The following is a 12826-nucleotide window of genomic DNA, read 5'->3' on the forward strand; positions in this document are numbered from 1 at the left end:
ATGACCACGACCCTGGCCGACGACACCGCCGTACGGCCCACCTCGCCCGGCGGCCGCCGCTCACCCCTCAGGTGGGCGGCGGTCGCCGTGCCGTCCGCGGCCGCCGTGGTGTACACCGTGCTCACCCGCGGTCTCACCGGCGACCTCCACTACGTCCTGGCCGCCCTGCGCACCGGCCGGGCGGCCGGCTACTCCCCGTCGGAGGTCTTCACCCACCGCCCGTTCTTCTACCGGTGGTTCGTCGCCCTCCTGGACCGGCTCGCCTTCTTCGGGAGCACGGCCGTGCGCGAGACGGTGATGAACGCGGCGGGCGTCCTGCTCGCCGCCGCCGCGGCCTACGCCCTGTACGTGGCACTGCTGCGCCGGACCACGCCTCGCGAGGCCGCGGTGACGGCAGGTGCCACCGGGCTCGTCCTCGCTCTCGCCCCCCGCAACGACTTCCTCCAGCCGGAGTGGACGGCCGTCGTCCTCACGGTGTTCGCCGTCGCCGCCGCCCTCGGCCCCCGACGGCCCTGGCCCGCGGCCCTGCTCGCCGCGCTCCCGCTCGGCCTCGCGGTGATGATGAAGTACTCCACCGCCGCGACCGCCGCGATCGGGGTGCTCCTCGTCTACGCGGTCGACCGGGGCCGGGCGGTACGCATCACCCTGGTCGGCATACCGGCCGCACTGGCCCTGTTCGGGCTGAGCGTCCTCGCGGGCACCCGCGAGTGGCAGTGGACCGAGGACATGCCGCAGATCAACCAGTCCGCGCTCAGCAGGACCGGCATCCGCCCGCACTTCATCCTCGAACGCACGGTGGACTTCCTCGCCGACCGCGCGGTCACCAGCCCCGTGCTGCTGCTCCTGCCGGGCGCGCTGCTGCTCGTCCTGACCCGGGTGCGCGGCCGGCTGCGCCGCACCGAACTCCTCGTGATCGCCGCGCTCATCGGCCTCGCCGCACAGGCGGTCGTGGTCGTGCAGGGCAACTGGTTCCTGTACCACGGAGCGCAGATGCCCGTGGTGGCCGCGGTCGTCTGGGGGGTCGCGGTGGGCGGCGCGCGCAGGTCCCCGCCGTGGTGCTTCGGGGCCGTGTCCCTGCTGTACGGCGTGCTGCCCGTGGTGTACGCCCAGTTGCCCGGGAGGTTCCAGCGGCCGTGGGAGGTCTGGGCCGCCGGGCTGGTCGCGCTGCTCGCGGCCGGGGTGGACGTCATGTGCGAGAAGCGGCTGCGGAACCGCTCGGCCGTCCTGGTCGCCCTGTCCGGCGTCGTCCTGCTGGCCGCGAGCAGCTGGCCCGGCTCCCCGCACCTGGTGCTGCACGGCAAGGTCACCGTCACCGGCGCGGGGTACCTGGAGCAGCAGCGGCGCACGGCCGACGAGGTCGACAAGATCGCCGCCGAACTGCCCGCCGGCGCCCCGGTGCTGTACCTGGCCTTCGGCGAGACGGCGTACGACCTCGACCACCCGGCCCAGTGCCGGTACCCGATCGCGACCTTCCTCCAGCGCACCCGCTATCTGCCGGACGTGGCCGAGCTGAAGTCGTTCAAGGAGAACGCCGACTGCGTCGACCACGACCCGGCCCCGTACGCGGTGCTGGAGCGGCCCTGGTTCCAGCCGGGCCACGTCGACCCGGAACTGTGGCGCCGGGTCACCGCCGTGTACGACTGCCCTCCCGGGAGCCCGGGGGAGCGACTGGTGCTGTGCGTCAGGCGTTGAGCCCGAGCGCGGCGGTCACCTCGCGGGCCATCGCCACCGAGTAGCTCTGCCCGCGGTCCTGGGGGTAGATCTGCGCCATCGTGGCCAGCGTGACCCGGCTCATGGGCGTCTCGTGGGCCGGGATCAGCGCCCGGTACTCGGGCGTCACGACCGGCTGGGCGAACCCGGCCTTGGAGAAGTGCCAGTCCTGGATCCAGGACTTCTCGAAGGCCGGGTTGATCCGCCGCAGATACGGCACGAACGCGTCGAGCAGCTCGCCCGGGTCCGTGGTGAACCGCCAGTCCTCGCGCTCCACGTAGTTGCCGACGTAGAGGATGTGCCGGCCGCCGTACACGGACGGGTCGATCATCTTCGTGTGCTCGACCACCGCGAGGAACGGGAAGTCCGGCTCGTTGATGTTGAGCCAGTAGTACGGGATCGCGCTGCGGTCCAGCTCCAGGACGAAGCAGGTGGCGCCCAGGTACTGGTTCTTCCACAGCGTGCTGTCGTCGGGCAGCCCGGCCGCCTTCGCGAACGCCGGCTGCGGGGTCGTCACGATCAGCCGGTCGAAGGTGTACGACGACCCGTCCGCGCACGTCACTACGGCCTCGTCGGCCCCGTCCTGCCGGATCGACTCGACCGCCTTGCCGAACTCCACCTTCCCGCCGCGGTCCTCGACCCCGTCCCTGAGCGCCGCGTACACCCGCTCGAACCCGCCGTCCACATAGCCGAGTTCGAAGGTCCGGCAGTGGATCCGCGCCCACAGCCACGCCATCGACACCTGTTCGGCACGGTCGCCGAACTTGCCGCGCAGCAGCGGCTCCCAGACCGCGGCGGTGGCCTTCTTCCCGGCCCACTTGCGAAGCCACGCCAGTGCGGTGAGGTCGTTGTAGCGGTCGCCCTTGCGGACCGCCTTCAGCACCGCCGACGAACCGGCGAAGCGCACGGCGTCGACCGGCCCGAACTCCGGGTGGCGCAGCATGTCGAAGGGCGTGGTGAAGTCGATCAGCTTCCCGCCCCGGTAGATGCCGGTGGTCGGCTTGTGGAACCGCAGCGCGTCACCGAGCCCCAGCTCCTCGATGAGCGCGATCATCGCCTTGTCGCTGCGGAAGATGTGGTGGTAGTAGCGCTCCAGCGGAACCCCGCCGACCTCCAACGAGGCGGCCAGACCGCCGAGTTCGTCGGCCGCCTCCAGGACGGTGACCTGGTGGCCGGCGCGTACGGCGTCCCAGGCGGCGGTGAGGCCGGTGGCGCCCGCGCCGATGATGCCGAGGTTCATGCGAAGCTCCACTTTCTGTTGAGCACGAACTGGAGCGCCAGGACCAGCGGCAGCGAACCCGCCTTGATCAGGTTGGCGTCGATCCCCAGACCGTCGGTGAAGGCGAAAAAGAGCAGGTTCGTCAGGACGATGCCGGTCAGGCCGACGGCGTAGAACCGCAGGAAGCGCACGACGAGGCGGTCGCGGCGCTCGAAGGTGAACCGTGCGTTCAGCACGAAGTTGTTGGCGATGCCGAGCGTGGTGCTGATCGCGTTGGCGATCTGCTCGTTCATCCCGGCCGCGTTGTGCAGCAGCAGGAAGACGACGAGATCCAGGGCGACCCCGCTGCCGCCGATCAGGGTGTAGCTGAGCAGCTGCCGGGAGAGCCGCCGCCGGCCGGGAGCGGTGGTGGTTCCGGGAGCCTTGGTGTCAGCGCTCACCGTCGCCGCCGATCACATCGCGCACCAGATACAGCGGCCGGCCCTGCGCCTCGCTGTAGATGCGCCCCACGTACGCGCCGATGACGCCCAGCGACAGCATCTGTGTGCCGCCCAGGAACAGCACGACGCACATCATCATCGTCCAGCCGGAGACGGTGATGTCGGGGCGGAAGAACTTCATCGCGAGCGCGTAGAGAATGCCGAGCAGCGACAGCGCGAGGACCACGAAGCCGAGCCGGGTGATCATCTTGAGCGGGGCGGTGGAGAAGCTGGTCATGCCGTCGATCGCGAGGCGGGCCATCTTGCGCAGCGGGTACTTCGTCTCGCCCGCGAACCGCTCGTCGCGGTCGAAGGCCACCTCGGTCTGCCGGTAGCCCATCGAGGCGACGATCCCGCGCACGAACCGGCTGCGCTCCCGGTACTTGCGCAGCTCGTCCGCGACCCGCCGGTCCAGCAGCCGGAAGTCCCCGGTGTCCAGCGGGATGTCCACGTCGGTCGAGGAGCGCAGCACCCGGTAGTAGAGGTGGGCGGTGGCCCGCTTGAACGCCGTGTCCTGCCGGGAGCGCCGACGGGCGTGCACGATCTCGGCGCCCTCCCGCCAGGCGTCCACCAGCTCCAGGCTGACCCGCGGCGGGTCCTGCAGATCGGTGTCCATCACGATCACCGCGTCGCCCCGGGCGACGTCGAGACCGGCGGTGATGGCGATCTGGTGCCCGAAGTTACGGGCGAAGTCGACGACCCGGACCCGCTGGTCGTCGCGTGCGAGCTCCTTGAGGATCGCCAGGGAACCGTCGCCGGAGCCGTCGTTGACGTACACCAGCTCGTAGTCGAGGTCGGGGCGTTCGCCGAGCGCCTTGGTCAGCTCGGCGTGGAACGCCGCGATGCCGTCCTCCTCGTTGTAGACCGGGAGGACGTACGAGACGAGGGAGCGGCGCACGGGCTGCTGTCGCGGCGGCGTCGGCTGCGCCGGGACGACGTCGGGTATTCGCGGTCGAATGTCCTGCTGGGGCATTGGGAGAAGCTATGGAAGCTCTGTGAACGTCCGTCGAACTGGCCGTGGCCGGAAGCCGTCCGCCCTGTCTCACTTCCCTTTCGCCCCCGGCCGGCCGGTGTGTCAGTCGTGCGGCGTGAACAGCAGGTTCCGTGTCTTGGGCGGCCGGGGCGCGTACCACGGGACGAGCGTGCCGTCGTGCTCGGTGACCCAGTGGCAGTCGTAGCCGAGGGGATCGAACTCGGCGAGGAGGATCTGCATGTCCGCGTCCCGCAGCGCTTCGAGCAGCACGGTGGGCCGGTCGCGCTTGAGGACCTGGCGGGCTCCCTTGAGAACCGACATCTCATGTCCCTCGACGTCGATCTTCATGAGGTCCAGCCTGGTCTCGGCGAACACCTCGTCGAGGCACACCAGCCGGATCCGCTTCTGCTCGGCGTCGGCCGCACCGCCCTCCAGGGTCGAGCCCGTGGACAGGAGGTTGCCCGCGAAGCGGACGCTGATCTCGGCCCAACCCGCCTCGCCGGACACGCCCGCCTGGTGGAGCCTGATGTTCTGGGCACCGTTCGACCGGACGTTCACCGACAGCCGGGCGTGTATCTGGTCCACGGGTTCGAAGGAGTGCACCTTAGCCTTCGGGTTGGCGAGGGCGGCGATCATCGAGAAGTAGCCGACGTGCGCCCCGACATCGGCGATCGTCGTGCTCTTCGCGGCAAGCCGGGACCAGATGGCGAGGCTGCCGGGCTCATAGCCGAACCGGCCGTTCCACAGCGTGTCCAGCGCGACCGCGTCGTCATTCACGCAGAACATCACGAAGGGCGGGCAATAAGGGGAGTCGATCTCCACATAGCCGCGAAAGGGGAACTTCTTCCGATGGGTGCGGATGATGTCGCTGGTGGCGACCGGCCGGACGGATGGTGCGTGCGCCAGCATGCGGGCGTTGGCTTCTTCGAGCTGGGGAATACGCATCTCGCGATCGTAGGGGCGCCGTGTGGACTTGTCACAGGTTCCACACCTTGCGAAAAGGCCAGGTCATGAGCGTATGACCTGGCCTTTCAGGAAAGCTCGCCCACGAGATTCCCGCGGTTCACCCAGTGTTTCGCCTAGCGTTTCACAGCCTTCTTCAGCGCCCTCGCCCGCCGCACCACACGGCGTGCGGTGGCACTGCGCGGCAGGAATGTCAGCCGTTCCGGGATACCGCCCGGCAGCCCCAACGACGTCAGGCGCTTCCGCCGGAAGTAGCGCCGGGTGCGCGGGCCGAAGTGCTGGGAGAGATAGCGCTCGGCGGCCGGGCGCAGCGAGGAATGGATCTGCGCCTGCATCGTGAAACTCAGCGCGGTGACCAGGTCGTTGAGCGTATCGGCGGCCACCGCCTCCTCGCCCCCGCGCCCCTCCAGGTCCGGCAGCACCGCATCGGCAAGGACCACCGGCACCCGGTTGCTGTTCTGGTACGGCGTCAGCCGCTCCAGGAGCAGTTCGGTGCCGACACGAGCGGCCGGGAGGTCGTACAGGGCGGAGGCCGTGAACAGGGCGGTGGAGAAGCAGCCGACGACCAGTGCGGGCCGGGCCTTCTCGAACAGCACCTCGGCGAGCACCGGTGTGCCCAGGACGGTCAGGTCCACGCCGAGCTTCTCCGCCTCGGCCTCCAGGGCGCGGCTGAAGCGGGCCGGCGCGCTGGGGTGCGGCTTGAAGACGACCGAGCGGTGCCCCTTGGCGACCGCGCCCTTCAGCATCCGTACGTGCAGGTCCTCCTCCTCGGCGGGGGAGAGGATGTCCAGCGCGGAGAGGTACTGACCGAGCAGCAGCGCCGCGTTCTCCGGCAGCGGCGGCAACTCCTCGACAGAGGCGCTCAGCTCACCCATCGCCTTCAGGAACGCCGACGTCGGCACCACCACCGGCGGAACGTCGAACTCGGTCAGCAGCATCGGCGTGAGGCCCTCGACCAGGTCCAGGTGGAGCAGGCGGCGCACCCGCGTGCCGACCAGCGGGTCGAGCTTGTTGCGGGTGGGGCCGTAACTCATCAGGCCGTCGGCGTAGACATCGACGGGTGCGCCGGTGAAGATCTGGGCGACGGTGAGGGCGGGGGCGACCTGGAGGGACTCCAGGACCAGTTCGACACGGTTGTCGCCGAGTCCCCACAGCAGCCGCAGATAGCGCTCGAAGAGGGGAATGTCGTCGGGGCGGGGCGTCCAGGACCCGGGGTGGAAGGGGCGGATCGCCTCGTTCCAGGACAGCACCTCGTCGAAGTGGTCGCGCAGCGGCGCGAAGCCCGGCATCTCGTCCAGCGGCGTCGAGGTCTCCGGGGTCGCCGTGTTGTTGAAGACGAGCAGGACCCGGCGCTCGGGCTCCTCGAAGAGGTCGGAGTCGATCGCGGCGGCCAGCGTGACCGCGCCGTACAGCGTGGAGGCGCAGAAGATCTGAGTCGTACGAGGGCTGGTGCGGGAGCTGGTTGTGGACATCACGCGGCCGCCTTCGCAGTGGTGACCCGCCGCCGCAGCCGCCGCAGCTTGGCGGAGCGGCGCAGGTCCATGGTGTCGAGCACGTCACCGAGCATGTCCTGAGGCATCCGCCTTATGGCCGCCGCGCTCATCGCCCGCAGCTGCTTGGCCACGGACGGCTCCCACTTGGACTCGTCGGAGAGATGGTGGGCGATGATCGCGCAGTAGGTGCGCATCGCCTTGGGCAGCAGCCGGTCGGCGTCCCGGTCCGCCGCCGTCTCCTCGATGACCTGGTCGAAGGCGCGGATGAAGTCGAGCTGGCGGGCGTCGCCGATCTGGGTGAGGGAGGAGGCCACCCCGCGCCGGTAGAACACGCCCAGCAGGCTCACCACGGCGAAGGACTCGGCCTCGCGATGCAGCTTCCAGATCCACGGCCGGTCCTCGGCGGTGCGCAGACCGTCGGTGAAATGCAGCAGGCCCTTGTCGAGCAGACGGCGGTGGTAGGCACCGGCCCACGCGTACGCGTAGTCGACGGAGGTCGAGCGGTCGGCGGGCAGGATCGCCTCCCTCGGGTTCAGCACCTCGTTCCGGCGCCCGATCGGGACCCGGTGCACGGTCCGGGCCCGCGCCACTGCCTGCACATGGTCGGTGCGGACGAAGTCGCAGCCCAACCCCTCGATGGCGGCGACCAGTTCCGAGAGGTAACCCGGCGCGAGCCAGTCGTCGCCGTCGAGGAAGGTCAGATACTCGCCGCGCGCGGCGTCCAGGCCGGTGTTGCGCGCGGTGGCGAGCCCTCCGTTCGTCTCGTGGTGGAGGACCCGCACCTCGGCGACATCCGAGAGCTCCTCGGCCGCACGGTCGAGAATCGCCGGGGTTTCGTCCTTGGATTTGTCGTTCACCAGCACGAACTCGAAATCTCGCCGCGCATTCATGCGAAGACTTCGGAGGGTGTCCGGGGCGTATTGCTGCACGTTGTAGAACGGCACGATGACGGAGAGCTTAGGCACCCGCGAAACGCTAGAAGGCGGCCCGGCAGCGGAACTTTCCGGCAAGGGGACTGCGGGTGAACTCGATGTGTCGGAACGGTGCATCCCGTGTACTTCCAGGTCTTCGGCGGGCCAGTTCGGCTCTCGGTGGGCTGTTGTTAACTTTTCGTTGATTCGCGGTTGGGCCGCACCTAGAAATTGCTTCCTAGCGTCGTCGTCGTGCCGCCAAGTACAACGAAGTCCCTTCGAATCGCCGTCCTCGCGGACTCCGACACCCGCTGGAAATGGGGTGCGCTGACCGCCGACCGCATCGCCCCGGGCCCGTCCATGGAAGCCGGACCCCGAGGCGGGGCGCAAGTCGGCCTCGCGCTGGACGGATACCTGCTGCGCGGCCGGGCCACGCCCACCGCACGCCAGCTCGAAGAGGTCGGCGTGCGCGCGGACTCCCTGCGCGAGGTCACGGCCGTGGAGTTCCTGCGCGCCATGGCCGAGACGTCGTACGACATCGTCGTACTGGCCCTGGTCGGCGGTGGTGTCCAGGCGATGCTGCACGGCCTGGCGCGGGTCTGGGACGGCCTGGAGAAGCGTCCCGTCGTCGTCACCGGCTATGTCGGCGTCGTCTACGAGAAGCTCGCCGACGGCCTGCTCCTGCGGCACGGGGCCGACCTGGTCCTCGCCAACTCCCGCCAGGACGCCGAGCGTTTCCGCGCGGTGTACGAGGGAGTGGGCGCGGACGCCTCCTCGGTCACGGAGGTGGCGCTGCCGTTCCTCGGCGGTGCCGCCTATGAGGGGGAGCACGACCCGTACACCGTGGTGTTCGCGGTCCAGCCCTCGGTGCCGGACAACCGCAGGGACCGCGTGTACCTGCTGAACCGGCTCATCCAGCACGCCCGGCTGCACCCCGAGCGCGAGGTGCTGCTCAAGCTGCGCTCCCGGCCCGGCGAACACACCACGCACATCGAGGAGTTGCCGTACCAGAAGCTGATCCAGCGGCTCGATCCGCCGGCCAACTTCCGTCTGGTCTACGGCAACATGGGTGAGGTCCTCGACCGGACCGACCTGCTGGTCACCATCAGCTCCACGGCGGCACTGGAGTCGCTGCACCGCCGTATCCCGACGGTGATCCTCACCGACCTTGGCATCCGCGAGGTCCTCGGCAACCACCACTTCGTGGGCTCCGGCTGCCTCGCCTCCTGGGACCAGCTGGACGCAGGGCACCGGCCGGTGCCCGACGAGGAGTGGGTGGCCCGGCAGGGTGTCGTCGCCGACGGCTCGTACGCGCACGCCTTCGACGCGGCCCGTGAGCGCATCACCAAGCTGCTGGCCGCGCCCGAACGGCCCCCGCTCACCCCGTACTACACACCCGTCACCGCCCCCGGATACCTCCCCGGCATCCTCGCCCGCCACCACCTCGGCCCCGACGGCACACCTCTGCCCGGCGCCCCCGCCCACGACAAGGAGCCGGGCCCGGTGCGGCAGATCGTGCGCCGCGCGGCCCGGGGCGCCTACCGGCACGGGGTGCAGCGGGTGGCCCCGGTGATCCGGCGGATGGGGGAGCTGTGAACACCTTCCGAAGCCCTTTCCAAGGAGCTGAACCCATGTCCAACCCGCAAGCGGGCCAAGGCGTCTCCATGCGCCGCGTGCTCGCGGTGATTCCCGCGCGCGGCGGCTCCAAGGGCGTGCCCGCGAAGAACCTCGCCCCGGTCGGCGGTGTGCCGCTGGTGGCGCGAGCCGTGCGCGAGTGCCGCGCCTCCCGCCTGGTGACCGACGTGGTGGTCTCCACCGACGACCAGGCCATCGCCGCGGCGGCCCGCTCGGCCGGTGCCGAGGTCGTGCTGCGGCCCGCCGCCATCGCGGGCGACACCGCCACCTCCGAGGCCGCCGTACTGCACGCCATGGACGCCCATGAGGCGCTGCACGGCGCCACCGTCGACGTGGTGCTCCTCGTGCAGTGCACCAGCCCGTTCATCATCCGCGAGGACGTGGACGGGGTGGTCGGCGCCCTCGTCGACAACGGCGCGGACTCCGCGATGACCGTGGCCCCCTTCCACGGCTTCGTGTGGCGCGACGCCGACGACGAGGCCCGCGCGGGCACCGTGGGCGAGGCCGACGCGGCCGCTGGAGGCGGCTACGGCGTCAACCACGACAAGTCCTTCCGCCCGCGCCGCCAGGACCGCCCCCAGGACTTCCTGGAGACCGGCGCCGTCTACGGCATGGACGCGGTCGGCTTCCGCAAGCACCAGCACCGCTTCTTCGGCCGCACCGAACTGGTCCGCACGGACCCCGCGCGCGTGCTGGAGATCGACGACCACCACGAGCTGGCCCGCGCCCGGGCGCTGGCCCCCCTCTTCGACGCGGACCGCCCTGGTTCGCTGCCTTCCTTCGAGGACGTGGACGCGGTCGTCCTGGACTTCGACGGCACCCAGACCGACGACCGGGTGCTGATCGACGCCGATGGAAAGGAGTTCGTCTCCGTGCACCGCGGCGACGGACTCGGCATCGCCGCCCTGCGCAAGTCGGGCCTGAAGATGCTGATCCTCTCCACGGAGCAGAACCCGGTCGTCGCCGCCCGCGCACGGAAGCTGAAGATCCCCGTGCTGCACGGCATCGACCGGAAGGACCTCGCACTGAAGCAGTGGTGCGAGGAGCAGGGCATCGCGCCCGAGCGCGTGCTCTACGTCGGCAACGACGTCAACGACCTCCCGTGCTTCGCCCTCGTGGGCTGGCCCGTGGCGGTCGCGAGCGCCCACGACGTGGTACGCGGCGCCGCCCGTGCGGTCACCACCGTCCCCGGTGGCGACGGCGCGATCCGAGAGATCGCCAGCTGGATCCTCGGCCCCTCTCTCGACTCCCTCGACAAGTAAGGAACGTTCCTCGAATGTCTTCCAACTCCCGCCTCCGCACCTTCGGCACCGAGCGCATCGCCGGCCCCGGCCAGCCCGTATACATCTGCGGCGAGATCGGCATCAACCACAACGGCGAGCTGGAGAACGCCTTCAAGCTCATCGACGTGGCCGCCGAGGCCGGCTGTGACGCCGTGAAGTTCCAGAAGCGCACCCCCGAGATCTGCACCCCGCGCGACCAGTGGGACATCGAGCGCGACACCCCCTGGGGCCGGATGACCTACATCGACTACCGCCACCGCGTGGAGTTCGGCGAGGACGAGTACCGCCAGATCGACGAGTACTGCAAGGAGAAGGGGATCGCCTGGTTCGCCTCCCCGTGGGACACCGAGGCCGTCGCCTTCCTGGAGAAGTTCGACGTCCCGGCCCACAAGGTGGCGAGCGCCTCCCTCACGGACGACGAGCTGCTGCGCGCCCTCCGCGCGACCGGCCGCACGATCATCCTGTCCTCCGGCATGTCGACCCCGAAGCAGATCCGCCACGCGGTCGAGGTCCTCGGCTCGGAGAACATCCTGCTCTGCCACGCCACTTCGACCTACCCGGCCAAGGCCGAGGAGCTCAACCTGCGCGTGATCAACACGCTCCAGGAGGAGTACCCCAACGTCCCGATCGGCTACTCCGGCCACGAGACGGGCCTGCAGACCACCCTCGCCGCGGTCGCCCTCGGCGCCACCTTCGTCGAGCGCCACATCACCCTGGACCGCGCCATGTGGGGCTCCGACCAGGCCGCGTCGGTGGAGCCGCAGGGCCTTCAGAGGCTCGTGAGGGACATCCGCACCATCGAGGCCTCCCTGGGCGACGGCGTCAAGAAGGTCTACGACTCCGAGCTCGGCCCCATGAAGAAGCTGCGCCGTGTCTCCGGCGTGGTCGCCGAGGCGGAGATCGCCGCCGCCGCAGGCGAGCCGGTCTCGGTCTGAGCCACCAGGTGCCGGGTCCTCGGGCGTCCGCCGCCTGAGGACCCGGCACGTCTACTGCCTACGAGCGCCGCATGAGCGCCTTACGACGGGACGGTCGTACGTCGATGAGCCCCCGCGCCGGGAACACCGGTACCCATACCCTCGCGTTCGTCGAGAGCCCGGTCCAGCTGCTGAACGTGCTGGAGTGGGCGCACGGCCACGCGCCCGGCGCGGAGCTCACCCTCGTCGTGCTGTCCCCGACCGACCCCATGACCCGCGGCCAGCTGCGCCGGATGGCGGAACTCGCCCGCGAGGAGGGCCACGAGGTCCGCTGGGAGGAGGCGAGGGGCGGCCCCGCGGCCCCCTTCCAGACCATCGGCGGTCTCGCGGGCATGCTCCGCAGGGCGGACCGCGTGGTCCTGGGCGACCCGTTCTCCCGCTATGTGCAACTCCTGCTGACCATCACCCGCGCCACCGACCTGGTCGTGGTCGACGACGGCACGGCGACGATGGAGTTCGTGTCCCAGCTGGCCCGCGGTGAACGCCTGGTGCGCTGGCACCGCAAGGGCGGCCGCCCGAGCCCCCGCGACCTCGCCTTCGCCCCGATCTCGGCGGCGGCCCGCAGACGCCTGACGCCGGGGGACGGCAGGGGAGTCGACATATTCTCCTCGATGCCGATGGAGGAGACCCCGGCAGGCGTGACGGTCTCGTCCAACACCTTCGCCTGGACCCGCGCCCGCTTCGGGCCGCCGCGCATCACCAAGGGCGCCGACATGGTGGGCACTTCACTCGTCGAGACGGGCGTGGTGGACGCCGACCGCTATGTGGAGGCCGTGACCCGCCTGGCCAAGACTCACGGCGCGACCCGCTACTTCGCCCACCGCCGCGAGTCGACGGAGAAGCTCCACCGGCTGGCCGTGGAGACGGGGCTGGAGATCGTCCGCCCGGACCTCCCCCTGGAGCTGATCGCCCGCCGCGGCCCGATCGGCCGCACGATCCTCAGCTTCCCGTCGACCGTGGTCCACACCCTGCCGCTCGCCCTCGCCGGCACGGAGGTCCGCGTGGCGGTCTGCGACATCGACCCGGACTGGCTGACGGAGACGGCGTCGCCCCGGGCCCAGGGGTTCCTGTCGGGGGTCACGGGGACGGCACGGGACGTACATCGCCTCTCGGCGGTGGCGGTCGTACCGGCTGTCTGAAACACCGAGGGCGGCTCTCAGCCGAATCGTCTAGCATCGTCGTTCAC

The 12826-nt window shown here is 70.4% G+C and carries 11 protein-coding genes; 5 read left to right on the forward strand and 6 right to left on the reverse strand.

Annotated elements, in window-relative coordinates; genetic code table 11:
- A complete protein-coding gene (locus ABZT93_RS02340) occupies nt 1-1692 on the forward strand; it encodes a hypothetical protein (RefSeq protein ID WP_356097600.1) in 1692 nt (563 codons plus the stop codon).
- Here ABZT93_RS02340 and ABZT93_RS02345 read toward each other — a convergent pair.
- The 6 genes from ABZT93_RS02345 to ABZT93_RS02370 form a co-directional block, all read right to left on the reverse strand.
- Nucleotides 1682-2950: an NAD(P)/FAD-dependent oxidoreductase gene (locus tag ABZT93_RS02345; RefSeq protein WP_356097603.1), complete on the reverse strand. Its 1269-nt coding sequence runs from the start codon at nt 2948-2950 to the stop codon at nt 1682-1684. The genes ABZT93_RS02340 and ABZT93_RS02345 overlap by 11 nt on opposite strands.
- Nucleotides 2947-3369, reverse strand: coding sequence for a GtrA family protein (locus ABZT93_RS02350; protein WP_356097607.1), 423 nt, complete (start codon nt 3367-3369; stop codon nt 2947-2949). The genes ABZT93_RS02345 and ABZT93_RS02350 overlap by 4 nt, the downstream gene beginning before the upstream one ends.
- Complete coding sequence (locus tag ABZT93_RS02355; protein WP_356097609.1) at nt 3359-4381, reverse strand: glycosyltransferase family 2 protein; 1023 nt, start codon at nt 4379-4381, stop codon at nt 3359-3361. The genes ABZT93_RS02350 and ABZT93_RS02355 overlap by 11 nt, the downstream gene beginning before the upstream one ends.
- A 102-nt stretch (nt 4382-4483) precedes the next feature.
- Nucleotides 4484-5326 (reverse strand): FkbM family methyltransferase, encoded by an 843-nt coding sequence (locus ABZT93_RS02360; protein ID WP_356097612.1) that lies wholly within the window; start codon nt 5324-5326, stop codon nt 4484-4486.
- Nucleotides 5327-5460: 134 nt separating this feature from the next.
- On the reverse strand, nt 5461-6816 hold the full coding sequence (locus ABZT93_RS02365) for an alpha-2,8-polysialyltransferase family protein (RefSeq protein ID WP_356097615.1): 1356 nt from the start codon (nt 6814-6816) through the stop codon (nt 5461-5463).
- A complete protein-coding gene (locus ABZT93_RS02370; protein WP_356097618.1) occupies nt 6816-7802 on the reverse strand; it encodes a glycosyltransferase family 2 protein in 987 nt (328 codons plus the stop codon). The genes ABZT93_RS02365 and ABZT93_RS02370 overlap by 1 nt, the downstream gene beginning before the upstream one ends.
- Before the next feature lie 198 nt (nt 7803-8000).
- On the opposite strand from ABZT93_RS02370, the gene ABZT93_RS02375 reads away from it, so the two are divergent.
- From ABZT93_RS02375 to ABZT93_RS02390, 4 genes are all read left to right on the forward strand, one after another.
- Complete coding sequence (locus ABZT93_RS02375) at nt 8001-9344, forward strand: DUF6716 putative glycosyltransferase (RefSeq protein WP_356097621.1); 1344 nt, start codon at nt 8001-8003, stop codon at nt 9342-9344.
- Between the two features lie 35 nt (nt 9345-9379).
- Nucleotides 9380-10645 (forward strand): N-acylneuraminate cytidylyltransferase, encoded by a 1266-nt coding sequence (locus ABZT93_RS02380; protein ID WP_356097626.1) that lies wholly within the window; start codon nt 9380-9382, stop codon nt 10643-10645.
- Nucleotides 10646-10659: 14 nt separating this feature from the next.
- The gene (locus ABZT93_RS02385; RefSeq protein ID WP_356097629.1) at nt 10660-11601 is read left to right on the forward strand and encodes an N-acetylneuraminate synthase family protein; all 942 of its coding nucleotides are present in this window, start codon (nt 10660-10662) and stop codon (nt 11599-11601) included.
- Nucleotides 11602-11705: 104 nt separating this feature from the next.
- Nucleotides 11706-12779, forward strand: a complete 1074-nt coding sequence (locus ABZT93_RS02390) for a hypothetical protein (protein ID WP_356098425.1) — start codon at nt 11706-11708, stop codon at nt 12777-12779.
- The last annotated feature ends 47 nt before the right edge of the window (nt 12780-12826 follow it).

Origin of the sequence: Streptomyces sp. NPDC005303, from assembly GCF_040607335.1 — a bacterium.
Taxonomy (GTDB): domain Bacteria; phylum Actinomycetota; class Actinomycetes; order Streptomycetales; family Streptomycetaceae; genus Streptomyces.

What these genes read in the sequence shown, in the direction of transcription:
- ABZT93_RS02355 (WP_356097609.1), bottom strand. Translation starts at nt 4,381, where the DNA reads ATGCCCCAGCAGGACATTCGACCGCGAATACCCGACGTCGTCCCGGCG.
- ABZT93_RS02385 (WP_356097629.1), top strand. Translation starts at nt 10,660, where the DNA reads ATGTCTTCCAACTCCCGCCTCCGCACCTTCGGCACCGAGCGCATCGCC.
- ABZT93_RS02380 (WP_356097626.1), top strand. Translation starts at nt 9,380, where the DNA reads ATGTCCAACCCGCAAGCGGGCCAAGGCGTCTCCATGCGCCGCGTGCTC.
- ABZT93_RS02345 (WP_356097603.1), bottom strand. Translation starts at nt 2,950, where the DNA reads ATGAACCTCGGCATCATCGGCGCGGGCGCCACCGGCCTCACCGCCGCC.
- ABZT93_RS02360 (WP_356097612.1), bottom strand. Translation starts at nt 5,326, where the DNA reads ATGCGTATTCCCCAGCTCGAAGAAGCCAACGCCCGCATGCTGGCGCAC.
- ABZT93_RS02365 (WP_356097615.1), bottom strand. Translation starts at nt 6,816, where the DNA reads ATGTCCACAACCAGCTCCCGCACCAGCCCTCGTACGACTCAGATCTTC.
- ABZT93_RS02340 (WP_356097600.1), top strand. Translation starts at nt 1, where the DNA reads ATGACCACGACCCTGGCCGACGACACCGCCGTACGGCCCACCTCGCCC.
- ABZT93_RS02390 (WP_356098425.1), top strand. Translation starts at nt 11,706, where the DNA reads ATGAGCCCCCGCGCCGGGAACACCGGTACCCATACCCTCGCGTTCGTC.